At 66.6% G+C, this 19341-nt stretch carries 15 protein-coding genes, 1 tRNA gene and 2 rRNA genes; 6 read left to right on the top strand and 12 right to left on the bottom strand.

Annotated elements, in window-relative coordinates:
* Positions 1-220 precede the first annotated feature (220 nt).
* From N0B31_RS16180 to N0B31_RS16160, 5 genes are read right to left on the bottom strand one after another with little or no spacing between them, the layout of a single operon-like run.
* Positions 221-982 (bottom strand): ABC transporter ATP-binding protein, encoded by a 762-nt coding sequence (locus tag N0B31_RS16180; RefSeq protein WP_260592657.1) that lies wholly within the window; start codon positions 980-982, stop codon positions 221-223.
* Positions 979-1773, bottom strand: coding sequence for an ABC transporter ATP-binding protein (locus N0B31_RS16175; RefSeq protein ID WP_260592656.1), 795 nt, complete (start codon positions 1771-1773; stop codon positions 979-981). The genes N0B31_RS16180 and N0B31_RS16175 overlap by 4 nt, the downstream gene beginning before the upstream one ends.
* Positions 1774-3075 (bottom strand): branched-chain amino acid ABC transporter permease, encoded by a 1302-nt coding sequence (locus tag N0B31_RS16170; RefSeq protein WP_260592655.1) that lies wholly within the window; start codon positions 3073-3075, stop codon positions 1774-1776.
* The gene (locus N0B31_RS16165) at positions 3075-3950 is read right to left on the bottom strand and encodes a branched-chain amino acid ABC transporter permease (RefSeq protein WP_260592654.1); all 876 of its coding nucleotides are present in this window, start codon (positions 3948-3950) and stop codon (positions 3075-3077) included. The genes N0B31_RS16170 and N0B31_RS16165 overlap by 1 nt, the downstream gene beginning before the upstream one ends.
* Positions 3950-5377, bottom strand: a complete 1428-nt coding sequence (locus tag N0B31_RS16160) for an ABC transporter substrate-binding protein (RefSeq protein WP_260592653.1) — start codon at positions 5375-5377, stop codon at positions 3950-3952. The genes N0B31_RS16165 and N0B31_RS16160 overlap by 1 nt, the downstream gene beginning before the upstream one ends.
* A 322-nt stretch (positions 5378-5699) precedes the next feature.
* On the opposite strand from N0B31_RS16160, the gene N0B31_RS16155 reads away from it, so the two are divergent.
* Both N0B31_RS16155 and N0B31_RS16150 read left to right on the top strand, forming a co-directional pair.
* On the top strand, positions 5700-6965 hold the full coding sequence (locus N0B31_RS16155) for a hypothetical protein (RefSeq protein ID WP_260592652.1): 1266 nt from the start codon (positions 5700-5702) through the stop codon (positions 6963-6965).
* A gap of 66 nt (positions 6966-7031) precedes the next feature.
* Positions 7032-8078: a DUF8231 family protein gene (locus tag N0B31_RS16150; RefSeq protein ID WP_260592651.1), complete on the top strand. Its 1047-nt coding sequence runs from the start codon at positions 7032-7034 to the stop codon at positions 8076-8078.
* Between the two features lie 156 nt (positions 8079-8234).
* On the opposite strand, the gene N0B31_RS16145 is transcribed toward N0B31_RS16150, so the two are convergent.
* From N0B31_RS16145 to N0B31_RS16130, 4 genes are all read right to left on the bottom strand, one after another.
* Entirely contained in the window at positions 8235-10058 is a 1824-nt protein-coding gene (locus tag N0B31_RS16145) for a PAS domain-containing sensor histidine kinase (RefSeq protein ID WP_260592650.1), read from the bottom strand.
* A gap of 147 nt (positions 10059-10205) precedes the next feature.
* A tRNA-Lys gene (locus N0B31_RS16140) sits at positions 10206-10279 on the bottom strand.
* A 41-nt stretch (positions 10280-10320) separates the two neighbouring features.
* Complete coding sequence (locus N0B31_RS16135; protein ID WP_260592649.1) at positions 10321-10971, bottom strand: DUF7119 family protein; 651 nt, start codon at positions 10969-10971, stop codon at positions 10321-10323.
* 87 nt (positions 10972-11058) lie between these two features.
* Positions 11059-11199: a DUF8595 family protein gene (locus tag N0B31_RS16130; protein WP_260592648.1), complete on the bottom strand. Its 141-nt coding sequence runs from the start codon at positions 11197-11199 to the stop codon at positions 11059-11061.
* A 307-nt stretch (positions 11200-11506) separates the two neighbouring features.
* Between N0B31_RS16130 and N0B31_RS16125 the strand changes: the two genes are divergently transcribed.
* The 4 genes from N0B31_RS16125 (at position 11507) to N0B31_RS16110 (ending at position 14523) form a co-directional block, all read left to right on the top strand.
* The gene (locus N0B31_RS16125; protein WP_260592647.1) at positions 11507-11836 is read left to right on the top strand and encodes a DUF8134 family protein; all 330 of its coding nucleotides are present in this window, start codon (positions 11507-11509) and stop codon (positions 11834-11836) included.
* An 88-nt stretch (positions 11837-11924) separates the two neighbouring features.
* Positions 11925-13676, top strand: a complete 1752-nt coding sequence (locus N0B31_RS16120) for a nitrite/sulfite reductase (protein ID WP_260592646.1) — start codon at positions 11925-11927, stop codon at positions 13674-13676.
* Positions 13677-13859: 183 nt separating this feature from the next.
* The gene (locus N0B31_RS16115) at positions 13860-14150 is read left to right on the top strand and encodes a DUF6360 family protein (RefSeq protein ID WP_260592645.1); all 291 of its coding nucleotides are present in this window, start codon (positions 13860-13862) and stop codon (positions 14148-14150) included.
* 55 nt (positions 14151-14205) lie between these two features.
* Complete coding sequence (locus tag N0B31_RS16110; protein ID WP_260592644.1) at positions 14206-14523, top strand: CPCC family cysteine-rich protein; 318 nt, start codon at positions 14206-14208, stop codon at positions 14521-14523.
* Between the two features lie 173 nt (positions 14524-14696).
* Here N0B31_RS16110 and N0B31_RS16105 read toward each other — a convergent pair whose 3' ends face one another.
* From N0B31_RS16105 to N0B31_RS16095, 3 genes are all read right to left on the bottom strand, one after another.
* Positions 14697-15893, bottom strand: a complete 1197-nt coding sequence (locus N0B31_RS16105; protein WP_260592643.1) for an acyl-CoA dehydrogenase family protein — start codon at positions 15891-15893, stop codon at positions 14697-14699.
* Between the two features lie 225 nt (positions 15894-16118).
* Positions 16119-16240 (bottom strand): 5S ribosomal RNA (gene rrf, locus N0B31_RS16100).
* Positions 16241-16357: 117 nt separating this feature from the next.
* Positions 16358-19271 (bottom strand): 23S ribosomal RNA (locus N0B31_RS16095).
* Between the last annotated feature and the right edge of the window lie 70 nt (positions 19272-19341).

Below are 19341 nucleotides of genomic sequence, written 5' to 3'. Positions count from 1 at the left end.
AGCCATCTACGGCCGGATTCGAACCAGGGAGCGAGCGAAGCGAGCGACCGTGGTTCGGATCCGGCTCCGGCCCGTCTCTCGCGAGTGTCGAGCGCAGCGAGCGCTCCCTCTCGCTCCGGTTGGACTCCGACTGCCACAATCGAGAGCGGCGTCACGACCGCTCTGGACCACGAAAGATGAGAAAGCCAGAACGCCTGCACCCCAGACCGCCGACGCCGACTTACCCGCCGAGGTACGACTCGCGGATGTAGTCGTCGCCGCGCAGTTCCTCGGGGGTGCCGGTCTTGACGACCTCCCCGTTCTCGAGGAGGTACATCCGGTCTGCGTGTTTCAGCGCGAACGTGACGTTCTGCTCGGTGAGCAGGATGGTCACGCCCTGGTCCTGGATGGGACCGAACGCCTGCGAGATGTCGTCGAGGATGACCGGCGCGAGGCCGATGGTCGGCTCGTCGAGGATGAGCAGGTCCGGGTCGCCCATCAGGGCGCGACCGATGGCGAGCATCTGTTGCTCGCCGCCGGACATCGAGCGGGCGTTCTGCGAGACCCGCTCTTCGAGTCGGGGGAAGAGGTCGTAGACGAACTCCAGTTGCTGTTCGACGTACGACTCGTCCTCGATGGCGTAGGCGCCGAGTCGGAGGTTCTCGTCGACGCTCATGTAGCCGAAGAGGTCGCGCTTCTCCGTGCAGTGGATCATCCCCTGCTCGACCAGTTCGCGCTGGCCGACGCCGGAGACCTCCTGCCCGCGGTAGGTGATAGAGCCCTCGTAGCCGATGAAGCCGGTGGCGGTGTTCGCGAACGTGGACTTGCCGGCCCCGTTCGGTCCGATGAGCGAGACGACCTCGCCCTGGTTGACGTACATGTCCAGTCCACGCAGTGCCTGCACCTTGCCGTAGGAGACTCGCAGGCCCTCTGCGCGGAGGACTTCGGTGTTCGGTTGTGCCGGTTCGGCCTCCGTGGCCGACCGGGCTCGGTCCGTGCTCATAGTTCGTCACCCCCAAGGTACGCCTCCTGCACCTTGGGGTTACTGGTGATCTCGTCGGGGCTGCCGTCGGCGATGCGCGAGCCGAACTGGATGACGAACGCGCGGTCGATGAGCTGGAGCAGCCCGCGCATGTTGTGGTCGACCACGATGAGGGTCATCCCGTTCTGTCGCAGGCTCTCCAGTATCTCGGAGAGCTCCGTCACCTCCTGACTGGAGAGACCGGCGAACGGCTCGTCGACCAGCATCAGGTCGGGCTCGTTCGCGATGGCCTTCGCCAGTTCGAGCTTCAGCATGTCCGCGTGCGGGAGCTCGTCGGGCGTCTTGTCCAGCACCTCGCCGAGCCCGACGCGTCGGCAGATCTCCTCGGCCAGTCGCCGGGTCTCACCGCCCACACCCGAGAGCGTGAACAGTTTGTCCGGCGCGAGCGAGAGCTCGACGTTCCGGACGACGCTGCGGTCCTCCAGCGGCGCGAAGTCCTGGAAGGTGCGGGCCATCCCGCGCTTGACCATCTCGTGGGCCTCGAGGCCGGTGACGTCCTCGCCCTTGAACCAGACGGTGCCGCCGGTGGGCTCGTACGCGCCCGTGACGCAGTTGAACGTCGTCGACTTCCCCGCCCCGTTCGGGCCGATGAAGCCGAGTATCTCCTGTTCCTGGACCGCGAAGCTCAGCTCGTCGACGGCGGTGAGCCCCCCGAACTGCTTGAGCAGGTCGTTGGCCACCAGGATGCCGTCCCGCGGTCCGAACTGTCGGCTGACGTCGGTGTCGGCGTCGGTGTCGGCGTCGATGCTCATCTACTTGCCCTCCGTGATGTCCTCGATGTCCTCGCGGTACTTCGCGACGATCTCGCCGAGGACGCTGTCCTCGAACGACTCGAACAGTGGCTCCTCGGGCTCCTCGCCGCGCGAGGCGGCGAGGACGTTCCGGCCGGCCCGGATGCCGAAGCGGACCAGTCCCCCCGGCAGGAACACCAGCACGACCATCGCGGCGGTCAGCAGCGGGAGCGGCTTCAGGTTCGACACGGTGACGCCGAGCACCGGCACCGTCGCGTCGATGCCGGAGACGACGGCGGTCGAGGCGCCGAAGAACACCGCACCCACCGCGGCGCCGACGATGGTGCCGGTGCCGCCGAGGATGGACATGATGATGACGTTGATGCTCACCTGGATGGGGCTCCCCGTCGCACCACCGGGGATGCCGCCGAGCAGCGAGGCCGGCGAGGGGGAGTTCACCGAGGTGTGGACGAGCGCCGCACCCGCGAGGCCGCCGACTGCGGCGGAGAGCACGAACGCGAACAGTTTGAACTTCGCCGGGTTCAGCCCGGCGGCCGCGACCGCGTCCTCGTCCTCGCGGATGGCAGTCAGCACGTCACCCGCCGACGAGCGGGTGACCGCGACGAGCACCGCCGCGACAAGACAGAGCAGCGCGAACGAGAAGTAGTACTCCGCGAGTGCGCCGACCTGCAGGCTGGTGTAGGCCTCGGGGAGCGGGAGCAGGTCCACGATGGTCTGCGTGCTGAACAGGGCGCTCTGGCCGCCGAACAGCGAGTCCGGGATGCCGGGGCCGGTCTGGCCGCCGAATCCCTGCGGGGCGATCTGCAGGCCGAACGGGGTGAACCCGTTGTTGAACAGGATGAAGAACTTCGCGAGGATGATGGGCACGATGAGCGTGACGAGCGAGAGGTACGGCCCGCGCAGGCGCAGCGCCGGCAGGCCGACCGCGACGCCGCCGATGGCGGCGACGAGCATCCCGATGGGGATGGAGAGACCGGGGCTCATCCCGTGTTGCAGGTTCAGGATGGCCGAGCTGTAGCCACCCAGCGCGAAGAAGAACGCGTGACCGAACGAGAGCTGGCCGGTGTAGCCCGAGACCACGTCCCAGCTCATCGCGAACATGATGAGGTAGAGCAGGTTGGTGAACTGTCCCAGCTCGTTCGGGTAGAGCTGCGTGGGGACGAGCGCGATGGCGAGGAGCCCCACCAGGCCGAGCTGGTAGCGCAGCGGCATCGTCAGCGGGTTGAGCTTCTCGAGGACCAGCTGACGCTGCTCCTCGGCGGTGCGGTTCCGTCGGAATCCGGATTCGTTCGAGTTCGACATTATTCGGCAGCCTCCCGGCCGAACAGGCCTTCGGGTTTCACGAGCAGGAACACGACGAGCAACACCAGCGACGCCAGCCCGGTGAGTTTCGAGCCGTCCGGGACGAACGCGACGGTGAACGTCTCGACGAAGCCGATGACGTACGCGCCGACGATGGAGCCCCGGATGGAGCCGAGGCCGCCGAGGATGACGATGGAGAACGCGAGGATGAGCGGACTCGTCCCCATGTTCCAGTTGCCCGTCTGTTTCATCATGAGCAGGGCGCCGGCGATGCCCGCGAAGCCCGCGGCCATCACCCACGTGTAGAGGTTGATCTGCTCGGAGTCGATACCGACCAGCGAGGAGCCCTTCTTCGTCATCGAGACCGCGAGGATGGCCTGCCCGGTCTTGGTGTAGTTGACGAAGAAGAACACCGCACCGAGGATGGCCCAGGAGATGACGAAGATGGCGACGTCCCAGCGCTGTATCTCCTGCCCGAGCAGCATCGTCTGGCCGCCGATGGGCTGGGTCACGGAGATGGGCTGGTTCGTGACGAAGATGCGGAGCGCGTGCTGGACGAAGAATCCGATGACGAACGTCAGGATGAGCAGCGTCACCGGTTTCCCCTCGACGTAGCGGACGACGCCCTTGTAGAGGACCCCGCCGACGACCGCCGTGGCGACGGGCGCGACGAGCAGTCCCAGCCACGGGCTCATGCCGTACTGGGTGGGGTTTGCGACGATGTACGCGGCGAACGCGCCCACCGTCAACAGCGCCCCGTGGGCGAAGTTCAGCACCCCACCGACCCCGAAGATGAGGGTGAATCCGATGGCGATGATGGCGTACAGTGCCGAGATGAACGTGGCGTTGAGTATCGCGTTGAGTAGGCTGGCCATTACTGGGTGGCGGGGTGGCCGCTGGGGTAGTCGATCCAGTCCGGGTACGTGTAGTCCGAACTCTTGTTCTGTTCCGGCGCGAACGAGTGCATCGTCCCGTAGTCGTCGCGGACGTCCTCGTCGAGTTGCCACTGCTGCCAGACCGGCACGCCCGTCTCCTGCATGGAGGACCACTGCGGGTCGTGGGCGTACTTGGCGTCCCTGGGGGTGAACGAGAACTCGGGCAGGACGGTCCCCTCGTTGTACGAGAGGTTCTCCATCGCCGTGACGAGCTCGTCCGAGGTGGGGACCCGCCGCAGGCCCTGCTCCTCGACGACGGCCTCCATCGCCTTCCGCCAGCCCTTCACCGCGTCGTACGTGATGGGGCCGGAGTAGACGGGGACGGTGTCGAACGCCGCCTGGTAGCGCTGGACGAAGTCCTGGGTCCGCGGCGTGTTGGTCGTCTGCGGGGTCATCGCGTTCATCGTGAACACGTGTTCGCAGGCGCCGTCGACGGACTCCCAGAACTCCGAGACCTGTGCGGGCACGGAGATGCCGCCGAACTCGAACGGGCGTTCCTGCTGGGCCCACTGCTTCACGGCGGAGGCACCGGTGAGCGCCTGCGCGATGAGACACACGTCGGCGCCGGAGTTCTCCACCTCGTCCCAGAGCGGCGTCCAGTTGGTCGTCCCCGACGACGAGCGCTTGAAGATGTCCGTCTGGACGACGTCCTGGATGTTCCCGTCGAGCAGTTCGGCGAAGGGGTCGAACGGCCCGATGTCCTCGATGAGGACGGCGACGCTGTCCCAGCCGAGCTGTTCGGCGTAGAGTTCGAGGAACTCAAGTTCGGCCTTCGCCAGGTCGAAGGAGTTGATCGGACCCGCACGGAAGTGGTACTTGAACTCGTCGTAGCGCTGACTGACGATGCGTGCCGGCTTCGGTCCCGCGGCGGCCGTCGTGACGTGGACGGTCTTGGTGTCACGCATCGGGATGAAACACTGGAGCGTGACCTGCGTGAGGAACGTCCCGAACGTGGTGTGGACGCCCTCCTCCTGGACGAGTCGGAGGAACTCCGAGCGACCGGTCGCCGGCGACGTCTCGGTGTTCCCGGACTTCGGGACCACCTCGGCGCCCGCGACGCCGCCGTCCTCGTCGATGTCCTGTGCCGCCAGCTGCATCGAGTTCCAGATGGAACTGCCGATGGGGAACGACTCGGGTTGCGGGGCGAGCGACCCGATACGGATCGTCTTGCCGCGCAACGGCGCGTCGTTGCTCGGCGTGCCGGTGACCGTGCCCCGGCCGCCACCGCCGCTCGACGGTGTCGGCGTGGTCGGCTGCCGGACCTTACAACCGGCGAGGGAGACGCCTGACGCCCCCGCACCGGCGTACTTCAGGAGGCGGCGTCGGTCGACGCCACCCCCGTCAGTGCGCTCTGGCTTGTCTGCCATTGTATCCCCATCGTTCGAACCGACGTCTATGTGGATTCTGCAGGCATGGTCCGGTCGTTTAAACCCGTTCATCGAAGGTCAGTTAATATGGCTCTACGGGCCGTCTCGCGGCAGGGCGCCACCGCGCGTCCCCGGTCGGCGGGCCCCGTCAGCCGCCAGACCACAGGACTGCGCGACGACCGGTCGTCGAGGGGTAACGTCGGTGTGTACCGGCCGTTGATTTATAATCCAACTATAGCCGAGTCTGAAATATAAAGGGCGGCGTATGCCCCCCAGAACCCTTAGGGGAGCGTTCGTGCAGGGTGGCGCCAGCCACGCAGACATGACACGTGTGAACCAGACACAGAAAGCGGTGGTCGTCGCGGTGGTGGCCCTCTCCGTGGTCACCGTCGGTGCGGCCGGCGTCAAGGGGGTCGGCGCCGCCGACGCGACCCGGCCCCACGGTCTCGAGAACGGGAACTACACGGTGAAGCTCCCGTTCGACACCGACCACTACCCCGCCAGCGAGAACCCCGGCGGGGAGTACAACGCCTCCATCAACCACTTCGCCGCGGGTACCGACGAACTGTTCGAGGACGCCGGGGCGGGGGACGGGATCGAGAAGCTCGAGTACATCGTCATCGGGAACCCGGACGTCGACTTCTCGCAGTGTTCGACCTCGAACACCGCCGCGTTCGGCATCGACCGCGACAACGACGATCCGGGGACGCCGACGGACGTCGACCTGCTCTCGTACCTCGAGAAGAACAAGTTCAACGGAAGCCACATCGTCGTCAAGCTCTACGACGGTGACGAGCTCGGGGCGCAGTCCCGCGAGGACGAGGGGGGCAAGGAGGCCGGCCGCGAGGACGGCGACAAGAACCCCGAACTCTACCCCGAGGACGAGATCGTCGCCCACCAGGGCTACCGCTCCTCGGCGGGCCCGTGCTACCGGATGCCCGACGAACCCGGCTGGTACCAGATCGACGGCAAGGCCAACGGGACGAACTGGCAGGGCCAGTTCGCCGAGGTCGAGCTGACCTCGCACTACTTCTACGTCTGCGAGTGTGACTCCGAGCGGGAGGCCTACGAGACCCTCGGCCCGCCGCCCGGACAGGACGACCCCTACGACAGCACCAGCAGCAGTACCCCGACTCCGACGCCCGCGCCGACCGCCACGGCCACACCGACCGAGGCAGCCAGCAGCGGTGACTCGAGGACGCCGACGGCCACCCCGACCCCGGCCGCCACGGCCACGCCGACGGCCACCCCGACCCCGGCCGCCACGGCCACGCCGACGCCCGCGCCGACCGCCACGTCGACGCAGGAGCCACGGGGCACCGCCACTGCGACGGCGACCCCCCGGCCGCAGGACACCGCGACCGCCACGTCCCAGCCACAGGGGACGGCGACGGCCGCCGACGGTGGCGGTCAGCAGCCCGCCGCGACGACAGCCACCGCGCCGGGCGGGAGCGCCAGGCAGGCACCACAGAGCCAGCAGCAACCCGAGGGCGTCCGGACCCCGACGGCCGGCGCCGGTCCGGGATTCGGCGTGCTGGCCGCGCTCGGCGGCCTCCTCGCCCTCGTGCTCCTCGCGCGACGACGGTAGGGAGTCGGTCGCCGTTCGCGTCGTTGAAAAGTAACGCCTATTGCCCGCGATTCCGTCGCCCCGCGTATGCAACGACGCGTCGCGACGATCTACTTCGTGTTCTTCCTCGTCATGGGGGCGTCGGCGTACTCGGTCATCGCGGTGGCCGACTCGCCGCAGATGGAGCTCTCCGGCGAGGAGCTGGCACAGGGCGATAGCTTCCAGGTCGGCGACGAGACGTACACGGTGTCGACGATCGAGGCCGAAGAGGGGAGCGTCGTGGGTGAACTCGTCTGGACGAACGAGTCGGCCAGATACACCGAGACGGTGTCCAGTAACACCACGTTGAACCCTGCCCAGTTCGCGTTCGACGGGCAGGACGCCCGCTACACCACCACGCTCGCGGACGGCGACTCCGTCGAGTTCAACGGGAGCGCGGCCACCGTCGACCTGAACGCCTCGGCCGGGAGCTTCGACCTGGTCCGGGACGGCAACGTCACGACCACCGTGGCGGTCAACGACTCGTTCGCCTACGAGGGTAACAGCACCACCGTCTACAGCGTCACCGAGGACGGCGCGACGCTCGTCTGGGGCGAGCCGTACACCATCTACGCGGACAACGCCACCCGCACGTTCCGCGCGGTCCAGACGTTCAACGTCAGCCAGCGCCTCGCCGCCGATTCGGCCGTCGAGAACCAGACGGTCACCCGTGACGACGGCAACGAGTACGTCGTCTACCGTGCGAACGGCACCACCGAGCTGCTCTCCTCGTACCTGCCCGCCCCCGACGAGGCGGTCATCTCCGAGGGGTCGACGGTGACCTACGCCCGCAACGAGGCCGTCGTCGAGAACGTCTCGGCCGACGGGGTCCGCTTCGCCTGGACCGGCCCGAGCGAGAACAGTGTCGAACTCGAGGAAGGGAGCAACGTCACGCTGAGCGACGTCCAGCACGTCGTCTACTTCCCCGACGAGGAACACGTCCAGCTCTCGCCGGACGTGGGCGAGTACCAGGAGACCCGGAAGACGCAGGACGCGTTCAAGCAGCGACAGAACGGGCTCTGGGGCGTCACCATCCTCTCGGGCGCCTCCACCTTCCTCATCATCGCCCTGGCGTTCCTGCCGACGAAGGACTGAGCCGACTGCCGCCGACTCGAGACGCGAGGCCCGCTGGACACGTCTTCTCTCTTCACACCCACCGCAGACAGCGGCCGCCGCGGGGTGCCGCGCGCGGGCCGCGTGCACGACGACGGGCGGGACCGGCGACCGGGCCGGGCCGGGCGTCGGCCCCGCTCAGGCGAACGTCACGCCCGTGAACTCGAAGCGCGCGCCCCCCTCGGGCGCGTCGGTGACCCGGACCGACCAGCCGTGGCCCTCCGCCGCCCGGCGGACGATGGCGAGGCCGAACCCCGTCCCTTCGGTGGTGGTCGTGTACCCCGTCTCGAACACCTCCTCGCGGTCGTCAGCGGGGACCCCGGGACCGTCGTCCGCGACGTACAACCCGTCCGTGCCGAACCGGCCGACGTGGACGGTGATCGGCGGGTCCTCGTCCGTCTCCCCGTGGTCGGCGGCGTCCTGCCGAGCCGGCGAGCCGGAGCTCGTCGAACCGTGTTCGACGGCGTTACGAAACAGGTTCTGGAACAGGTGCTGGAGTCGGCTCGCGTCCCCGATGACGGTACACTCGTCGTCGACCACGAGCCTCGCGTCGGCGGTGTCCGTGAACCCCCAGGACCGGGTGACCAGGTCGGTGACCGGCACCGGCTCGGCGTCGACGACGGTGTCGCCGTCGCGGGCGAGCGTCAGCGTGTCCTCGACGATCTCCTCCATCCGGTTCAGGGCGTCGGCGATGCGACCGAACGCCTCCTCGTGGTCGGGGGCACAGTCCTCGGAGAGCAGGTGGAGGTAGCCGCTGGCGACGGTCAGCGGACTCCGGAGGTCGTGCGAGACGACGTTCGCGAACTCGTCGAGGCGCTCGTTCTGCTGCTCGAGTTCGCGCTCGCGTTCGACCCGGTCGGTCGTCTCCCGGGCGATGCCGACGATACGAGTCACCTCGCCGTTGACCCGCACCGGGGCGAGGCTCGTCTCCCAGTAGCTCCGGCCGGCCGGGAACTCCAGTCGCTCCTCGTAGGTGATGGGCCGGCCCGCGTCCAGACAGCGTTGGTAGTTGGCCGTCAGTTCCGCCCCCAGCTGTTCGCCGAGCGCCTCGCGTGGGGTCTTCCCCCGGACCGCGTCCGTGGTGAGGCCCGTCGCCACCTCGTGGGCCGGGTTGAGCCGGTGGAACCGGAACTCGGCGTCCGGCCCGTCACCGCCGACGTCGAGGAGGAAGATGGCGTCGACGGCGTTCGAGAACAGCGCCTCGTACTCTTCGCTCAGTTCGTCGAGGCGCTGTCGCTGCGCCACCCGGTCGGTCACCTCGCGGCTGATACCCATCACGCCGGCGACGGTGCCGTCCGCGTCGCGGTACGGGTACTTGTCGTCCAGGAAGACGTGCCGCTGGCCGCCGACGTACCGGACCGCCTCCCGAAGGTCACGCTCGCCCGACGCGAGTATCTCCCGATCGACGGCGGCGATGGCGGCGGCGCTCTCGGCGTCGAAGAGGGCCTCGTCCGACAGGCCGACTACCTCGTCCGGGTCACGGCCGAACAGGACCGCGGCGGCCGAGTTGACGTAGAGGTACCGCCCCGCGGCGTCTTTCACGTAGGCGGGGTCGACCGTGTTCTCCAGGAGGGCCTCGAGCCGCCGGTTCGTCTGTTCGAGGTCGCGCTCGGTCCGCTTGCGTTCGGTCGCGTCGGTGAAGTAGACCGAGAGGCCCTCCTCGTCGGGGTAGACCCTGACCTCGAACCAGCGGTCGAGTCGCTCGTTGTATCGCTCGAACTCCAGCGGCCGCTGGCTCCCCATCGCCTCGCGGAACCGCGACTCCGCGACGGTCCCGGTCGCCTCGGGGAAGGCGTCCCACACGTGCGTCCCGAGGAGCGTCGCCCGGTCGACGCCGAGTATCTCCTCGGCCCGCTGGTTGACGTAGGTGTACCGGAGGTCGGCGTCGAGCGAGACGACCCCGTCGGTGACACGTTCCAGTGTCTCGCTCCGGACCAGGAGTTGCTCGGACCGGTCGTCCATGTCCTCTATCGCCCGGCGGCCGATATATCGCTACGGGCACCGTCATCGGCGCAGGAGTGTCCGGAGTCGGCGGTCGGACGTGAGACGCGAGCCGTGGGGACGGTGGGGGCGGCGCGTCCACGCCTCGTTGTCCCTCGGCGTGACGTACGGGCTGTGAGGGATTTGAACCCCCGACCGTCTGGTTAAAAGCCAGACGCTCTGCCGGACTGAGCTAACAGCCCTCGACTGGACACAGGGAGGCTCGTGGGTAAACGTTTCCGAACTACTCCAGGTACTCGGCCAGCGCCTCGGCCACCAGTTCGTCCGGGTCGGTGTCACCCAGCGCGGCCTGCCGCCGCAGTTCGAGGTAGGTGCTCGGCGGCAGGGTCAGCGTCAGTTCGCCGAGTTCCGCACCCACCTCCGCCAGCGCCGCCTCCACCGTCGCCCCGTCGTTGATGGCGCTCGCCACCTTCCGGACCTCGCGGACGGTCAGGTCGTGGTCGAGGACGGCCCACGCGAGCATGAACCGGGACTCACCGGCGACGCGAGCGACGTGTTTGGCGGCCGTGGGGGCGATGCGGCCGTGAGCGACGTAGCGCCGGATCGACCGGGGGAGGTCGTGGACCCGCGCCCACTTGCGGATGAACGCGACGGTGGCGTCACCGCCGGCGCGTTCGGCCGCGGCCTTGTACGAGCCCTCGCCGCGGACCAGTGCGGCGCAGGCGGCGGCCCCCCGGAGCATGAAGACGTTGTCCGGGTCGCCGGCGGTGTTCTGCGAGAACCGCCGCACGGTGTCGGCGGCGTCCGCGAGGCTCTCCGGGTCGTTCGGGTCGAATCGGGCCGCACGGTCGCCGGCGACAGCGGGGTCGCCACGGATGACCGGTTCGCCGACCGGCGACTCGCGGTCCGTCGGCAGGCCCCGTCGGTCTCTCATCGGGCGTCGATTGGGTCACGTCGGACAAAAGCGTCTCGTCCTCGGGCGTGCGCCACGCGAAGCCGCGGGGTCACGAGGGCACCGGCGCTACTCCGACTCCTCGGCCGCGGCCTCACGTGTCTCGGAGAGGTGCTCCCAGACCTCCGCACAGCCACAGCCGTCCTCGACGTCGAGGTGGCTCCGGTCGACCTCGGGTTCGTCCCGGGCGTCGGTCTGCTGCTCGCTCACGCGTCGCTCCCCTCCTCGTGCAGTTCCGGCGCCACGTCGGCCGGCGCGTGCTGTCGAGAGGCGGTCGAATCCTCACTCATCGTCCCACCGTAGACGGGGCGGCCGTATAACGCCGCGTTCACCCGCAGCACGTACCCACAAAACCGTCTCCCGGAATCCGTTGCCGCTACCAGGGACGGCGGGAGACGGGGCGATACGGCCGCCCGCCTGCGATTCTCTCTGCAGCGCGCGTCACCACGTCCGGTGACAGCCGGCGAGGGTCGCACGGACCCGCGGGCTTAGGACTGGGGCGGCCCTCCGTCGGGGCATGGGCACCGCAGTCCACCAGCTCGACGACGGCGCCTGGCTGAGCGTGAACGACCAGCGCCGGGTGAACGTGGGCGACCTGTGGCTGCTGGCGGGCGATTCGGTCTGTGACTGCCCGCTCACCGACTTCCTCGCCGAGGGGTTCGTGGCGGTGGCGGCGGACGGCGCCGCGGTCGAGGCACGGGTCGCCGGCCAGTGTATCGCCTGCGGCGCCAGCGGCGTCACCGACTGGCTCGAGATGGGCCGCGTCGACCCCGAGGGCCGGTTCCGTCCGGTCGAGTCGACCAGCGTCCACCGCCCCCGACGCGGCCGTCGACCGTCCCCGAAGTAGCGGCCATCCGTTCCGGTTTCGGGAACCACCGGGGAGGATTGACCCGGCAGGCGGGCCTTTGACCGGCGACGCCGTGGGTCGGGTACGAATGCCGAGCAAGGTCGAAGGCTGGAAGGACGAGGTCTACGGCACGGAGATCCGGGACCACCTCTTCCGGTTCGCTGCTGAGGGCTGGGACGCCATCCCCGAGGACGAACGCGACGCGTGGTTCGAGCGCTTCAAGTGGTGGGGTCTGTACCACCAGCGGAAGGGACAGGAGTCGTACTTCATGCTGCGGGTCGGGACGCCGCTGGGTCGCCTGACGCCCGAACAGCTCCGGGTCGTCGGCGAGATCGCCGCTGAGTACGCCACCGGCCCCGCCGAGAACCCCGAGTGGGACGGCGCCTACTGCGACTGGACGACGCGCCAGTCCATCCAGCTCCACTGGATCGAACTGGGGGACGTCCCGGCCATCTTCGAGAAGCTCGAAGCCCACGGCCTCTCGACCATCCAGGCCTGCGGTGACTCGTGGCGCAACATCGTCGGCTCGCCGCTCGCCGGGCGTGACGCGGACGAACACCTCGACGTCTGGCCGCTCGTCCAGGAACTCAACGCGGCGTTCAAGGGGAACCCCGCGCACTCGAACCTCCCGCGCAAGTGGAAGGTGAGCGTGACGGGCGACACCCGCGGCTCCGGCCAGGGTGACATCAACGACCTCGCGTTCGAACCGGCCACGAAGGAACGCGACGGCGAGACGGTGAAGGGGTTCAACGTCCGCGTCGGCGGGGGCCTCTCGCGCAAGGAGCCGCGACTCGCCCGCGACATCGACGTGTTCTGTACGCCCGAGCGGATGACCGACGTCTCCGCCGGCATCTCCGCGCTGTTCCGTGACCACGGCGACCGGGACAACCGGTTCAACGCCCGCATCAAGTTCCTCGTCGACGAGTGGGGCGCCGAGAAGCTCCGCGAGGTCCTGCAGGAGTACGTGGACTACGACCTCCCCACCGCGGGCGAGGACCTGCGTCACCAGTACGACTACAACGCCGGGCGCGCCGACTCGGCCGGCGACTACGTCGGCGTCCACGAGCAGGCCGACGGGCGGTACTTCGTCGGCCTCTCGGTCCTCGTGGGGCGCACCAGCGCCTCGGACACCATCGCGCTCGCCGACCTCGCCGAGGCGTACGGCTCGGAACTGGTCGGCATCACCCAGCGACAGAACCTCGTCGTCGCCGACATCGACGAGGGGGACCTCGAGGAGTTCCTCGCCGAACCCCTGCTCGAACGGTACGCCCCGGACCCGCACCCGTTCATGCGTGGCTCCATCGCCTGCACGGGGACGGAGTACTGCTCGCTCTCCATCGTCGAGACGAAGAACCGGATGGTCCGCTACGCCCGCTGGCTGAAGGACAACGTCCTGGTGCCCGAGGGCGTCGAGGACTTCCACATCCACCTCTCCGGGTGTACGGCCTCGTGCGCCCAGCCACAGATCGCCGACATCTCCCTGCGCGGGATGAAGACCCGCAAGGACGGCGAGCCGGTCGAGGCGTTCGACATCGGGCTCGGCGGCGGCCTCGGCGAGAACCCGCAGTTCGCCGACTGGGTCGAGCTGCGCGTCGCCGCCGACGAGGTGCCGGGGTACGTCCGGAACCTGCTGGCGACGTTCGAGACCGAGCGTCGGGACGGCGAGAGCTTCCGCGACTTCGTCGCGCGCCACGACGAGGACGACCTCCAGAACCTCGCCGAGCCCGAGGAGACCACGTACGAGGACCCGTTCATGCACAACACGAAGACGACGTGGTACCCGTACGCGGCGGACGACGACCTGGCGGCGAGCCCCGCCCCGTCGACGGCCGACGACTAGGCCACCACACTGTTGCACGCGCGCGGCGACACGTTGGCTTCGAAAGCGCGCCTCTCGGTTGACTGCGCTCCCTCCGACACGAGGGAACCGCTCGGCGGCGCCGCTGCCCCGCGGATGCTAGCTCTTCCCCGCCGTCCCACGGCCAGACACCACCCTCAAGACCACGAGCCACCATCCCCGCGTATGGCCGACCGGATCATGCGGGTGAACGCCTACACCACCCTCGACCTGCTGGACGGGACCGCGGAGGGCCACGACTTCACCGACGAGGCCTACGCCACGCTGAACGTCACCGCACCGCTCCGGAACCCCGACCACCTCACGCTCCAGCTCGAGCTGGACAACACGCAGCTCTCGAACCTCCCGGCTCACGCCGACACGGTGACGCTGACCCCCGAGCAGGCACGGACACTCGCGGCCGAACTAGAGGAACACGCCCAGACGGTCGAGGCACACCTCGCGGACGCGGAGTGAGTCCGGACCCTCCGGGACCTGCACCGCTAAGCCGCCCGCGCCCGTAGGGCCGCTCGTGTCGACCGGCGACCCCCGGCGGTACCGCGACGACAGCCCGGTCTCCCGCGAGCGTGGGTTCTGTCCCTGCTGTGGCTACCAGACGCTCGCGCCGGACACGCCGGGGTCCTACGAGGTCTGTCCGGTCTGTTACTGGCTCGACGACCTCGTCGCGTTCTACGACCCCGGCTACGAGAGCGAGTACAACCACCTCTCGCTGGCGCGCGCACGCGAGAACTACGAGGAGTACGGGGCCATCACCGCGGCGGCCGTCGAGCGGACACGTGCGCCACGGGAGACGGAGAGGCGCGACCCGAACTGGCCGTACAGGGAGTAGGATAGCGTCGTCACTCACCGAGTGCTGTCGAGCATGCCGCGAGCGGAGCGAGCGGTTTCACCGGCGGAGCGAAGCGACGCCCGCGCGCGACGAGTGACCGAAGGGAACGAGGAGCGTTTTTTTCCACGTTTTTGCCCGAGCGAGCGCAGCGAGCGAGGTGCAAAAAGTGGTTGCTAGTAGGAGCGCGGCAGCCCCAGCGTGTGCTCGGCGATGTGGTTGCGCATCATCTCCGTCGAGCCGGGCGCCACCTTCCCCAGCCGCGTGCCCTTCCACATGTCGATGACCGTGTAGTCACGCGAGAAGCCGTTGCCACCGTGGACCTGCACCGCCACGTCCGTGGCGTCGTGGCCCGCCTCGGTCGCGCGGAGCTTCGCCATGTTGGCGATCTCCGCACGCTTCTTCGGGTCCGGTTCGTTGTCGACCATCCACGCGGCCTTCCGGAGCAGGAGGTGTGCGGCCTCCAGCCGGGACCAGTGCTCGGCGATGGGGTGCTGGACCGCCTGGTGTGCGCCGATGGGCTGGTCGAACACCTCGCGCTCCTTCGCGTAGTCGATGGCCCGCCGGAGCGCGTTGCGGCCGATGCCCACCGCGCCCGCGGCACCGAGGAGTCGCTCGGGGTTGACGGTGTCGAACAGCTGGTAGAGTCCCATCCCCTCGGTGCCGATGACGTCGTCCTCGTGGGCGCGGTAGCCGTCGATGGACACCTCGAACTGTTTCTCCGGCGTGGGGATGCCGGTGTCGAGTTCGCGGAACTCGATGGCGTCGTCGTGCGGGTCCGCGAGGAACAGGGTCACGCCCTGCGTGCGCTTGGGGACCTCCTCGCGCTTCTGGGTGCGCGCGACCAGGAGCATCTTGTCCGCGCGCTCGACACCCGAGATCCACTGTTTCGTGCCGTCGATCACGAACTCGTCGCCGTCACGCTCGGCGAACGTATCCATGTTCGGCGCGTTGTGCCCCGCGTCGGGTTCGGTCAGCGCCATGCAGAAGTTGTAGTCCCCGTCACAGAGCTGCGGGAGGATCTCCGTCTTCTGCTCCTCGGTGCCGTAGTTGGTGAGCGTGATGCCACCGAAACAGACGGTGACGACGAACAGCATCTCCACACCCATGCAGCCGCGCTCGGAGAGTTCCTCGACGATGGCCGAGAGCTCCCAGAACCCCATCCCCTCGCCGCCGTACTCCTCGGGCACGGTGGCGCCGAGGAACCCGGCGTCCGCACAGTCCTGCCAGAACGCCTCGGGTTCCATCCCGTCGGCCACGTCGCGCCAGTACTGGTCGTCGTAGTCCGAGGCGATGTCCGCGGCGGTCTGCCTGATGAGGTCGAGTTCGCTCGTCTCCTCGAACGCCGGGGGTGTCGACTGCGTGGTTGTCATAGACTGACGTGAGTGACACGTCCGCATAAACCTTCGCAACTCACAACTGCAGGTTCGTTTATTTCGGAGGACCGTGAGTGTCGCCACTCACGACTCGTCGACTCACCCCGACGAACGGTGCAGCCGCTCGTCGGAACGAGAGAAGGCCGAGCGACGTGGCTGTCGCTCGGCGAGATGATGGATGGAGACGAACGACGTCGCCGTCGCTCGTCGATGGTAATGAATGGTAGGCGGCGAATCGAGTTTCCCAGAGGTTCGCACACTCCAGTACTCACCGAAACGCTGGTGGGCTTAACTTCCGTGTTCGGGATGGGTACGGGTGTAACCCCACCGCTGTGGCCGCCTTAACGCCGACTCGTGGATTCGAACCACGGTCGAGAGCGATGCTCCCGACGCCAGTGTCGGTAACGCGTTGTACGTGCGATCCAGTTAGCACCCGGACCCGCCTACCGCGGCAGACGATGATTGAGTGGCTTCGTCCATTAGTACTCGCGGGCTGAACACCTCGTTACCTCGGTGCGTACACCCCGAGTCTATCGATCCCGTCTTCTACGGGCGGACTCAGTGGAGACTCTTTTCCAGGTGGGTTTCGAGCTTAGATGCGTTCAGCTCTTACCCCGTGTGACGTAGCTGCCCGGCATTTGCCCTCTCGGACAACCGGTACACCAGTGGTCACCAACCGTAGTTCCTCTCGTACTATACGGTCGTTCCCGTCAGTCTCCGTAACACCCCCAATAGATAGCAGCCGACCTGTCTCACGACGGTCTAAACCCAGCTCACGACCTCCTTTAATAGGCGAACAACCTCACCCTTGCCCGCTTCTGCACGGGCAGGATGGAGGGAACCGACATCGAGGTAGCAAGCCACCGGGTCGATATGTGCTCTTGCCGGTGACGACTCTGTTATCCCTAGGGTAGCTTTTCTGTCATCAATAGCCCGCATCGGGCAGGCATATTGGTTCGCTAGATCACGCTTTCGCGTCAGCGACACTCGTTAGGAATGTCACTGTCAATCCACCTTTTGCTCTTGCACTCTTCCACGGGTTCCCGACCCGCGTGAGGTGGACTTAGAGCGCGCTCGATATCTTTTCGAGCGCGTACCGCCCCAGTCAAACTGCCCGGCTATCGGTGTCCTCCTCCCGGAGTGAGGGTCACAGTCACTGACGGGTAGTATTTCAGTGTTGTCTGGGTGAGGCGCTAGCGCGCCTACCTCTGTAACGACTCCTACCTATCCTGCACATCAGCGACCATGTCCCAGCGACAGCCTGCAGTAAAGCTCCATAGGGTCTTCGCTTCCCCTTGGGGGTCTCCAGACTCCGCACTGGAACGTACGGTTCACCGGGCCCAACGTTGGGACAGCGGCGCTCTCGTTGATCCATTCATGCAAGCCGCTACTGAAGCGGCAAGGTACTACGCTACCTTAAGAGGGTCATAGTTACCCCCGCCGTTGACGGGTCCTTCGTCCTGTTGTACCAGGTGTTCAGATACCCGCACTGGGCAGGATTCAGTGACTGTACGAGTCCTTTCGGATTTGCAGTCACCTATGTTGTTACTAGACAGTCGGAGCGCCCGAGTCACTGCGACCTGCCCATTTCCTGGGCAGGCATCCCTTATCGCGAACTTACGGGACTAATTTGCCGAATTCCCTAACGTCGGTTGTACCCGACAGGCCTTGGCTTTCGCCGCCACGAGCACCTGTGTCGGTTCTCGGTACGATCACTCTACTTGCCTTTTCACGGGCCCGAGGTTGGACCGGCTTACGCTGTCCTGCCGTTCTCCCGCTTCGTGCCTTTACGGCTTCCACGGGGTTGGACAGTTCGACCACGCGAAGGCGTGGCCCGGTTGACCCCCAGGCGTCAGCGTTCACTGTAGAGTGGTGCTGGAATATTAACCAGCTTCCCATTTTGTCCTGCTCGAATTACGACAGGACTTAGGATCGACTAACCCTCGGCTGACGAACATTGCCGAGGAACCCTTACTCGTTCGGCCGTCAGGATTCTAACCCGACTATCGCTGCTACTGCGGCCAGGATTTTCTTGACCAATCGGTCCACACGAACTCTCGCCCATGCTTCTACCCGACCGGACTGCCAACCTACGGAAACACCGTTTGACCGGTGTCACCAGGTCTCGGTGGCGGATTTGAGCCCCGATCATTTTCGGCGCCTCGAACCTCGGCCGGTAAGCTGTTACGCTTTTCTTAGAGGGTAGCTGCTTCTAAGCTCACCTCCCGGCTGTCTGGGGCTCGAGACCACCTTCGATAGCACTTAATCCGCACTTGGGGACCTTAACCCGGTTCTGGGTTGTCTCCCTCACGCTGCACAAGCTTACCCCGCACAGCGGACTCCCTGCGTCCACGGCGTCCGTGAGTTCGGAGTTTGACAGGAGGTCCGACTCCTCTCGGAGTCGGTGCCCCCAATCGGTCGCTCTACCCCACGAACTACCTCAGCAGAGGTAATGCTTCGACATTTTTCGGTTGGAACCAGCTGTTTCCGAGTTCGATGGGCCTTTCACCCCTACACGTAGATCACGGGAGGGTATTGTAGGACACCAACCCTAACGGGCCTCCACGTAGCTTTCGCCACGCTTCGCCCTGTCCACGCGTAGATCACTCGGTTTCGGGTCGTACCCGTTTGACTCCCCGCGCTTGAACACGGTGGCCCTGGCAATGCTGCGGCCGTATCGGTTTCCCTACGCCTTCCTGGATGCTCCAGTTAGACTCGCCAAACAGGTACACTCCCTGGCTCGTTTTTCAAAACGCACGACGGAACACCGGCTCTCTGCGGGTCCTACTGTAGGGTCGCCCCTATGTCGTTCTCCACAGAGCCTTTCGTGCCCCGTCGCTCCATCACCACCTGATTTCAAGCCCTATTGCACCTCCCTTCTCGGGGTGCTTTTCAGCGTTCGTTCACACTACTTGTTCGCTATCGGTCTCGAGACGTATTTAGTCTTGACAGTCGATGCCTGCCAAATTCACGAGGGGTTTCCAGCCCCCGCTACTCGGGAACAGACCCACGGCCGATCGGACACGATACGGGGCTGTCACCCTGTATCGCGCTCCGTTCCATGAAGACTTCTCGTGTCCTCACGGCCGATTATGGTCAGTCCTAACACCACATTGCCCGAAGGCTTCGGTTTGGACTACGTCGCGTTCACTCGCCGTTACTAACGACATCACGTTCGTTTTCTCTTCCAGCTCCTACTAAGATGTTTCAATCCGGAGCGTTCCCCATTGCGCGAAGCAATTGCGAGGGGATTCCCATTAGGAAATCTCAGGTTCTTCGCTTCCGTGCAGCTCCCCTGAGCTTATCGCAGCTTGGCACGTCCTTCATCGGCGCTCGAGCCGAGCTATCCACCAGGTGGCATAGTAGCCACGATGGTTGTCAGTCTGATAACTGACATGCCAGTCGTATGACTGGCTGCCGGTCGTATGACCGGCAATCGAATCCG

This window comes from Salinirubellus salinus, from assembly GCF_025231485.1.
Classification (GTDB): domain Archaea; phylum Halobacteriota; class Halobacteria; order Halobacteriales; family Haloarculaceae; genus Salinirubellus; species Salinirubellus salinus.
This window is presented reverse-complemented; position numbering and strand designations above follow the sequence as displayed.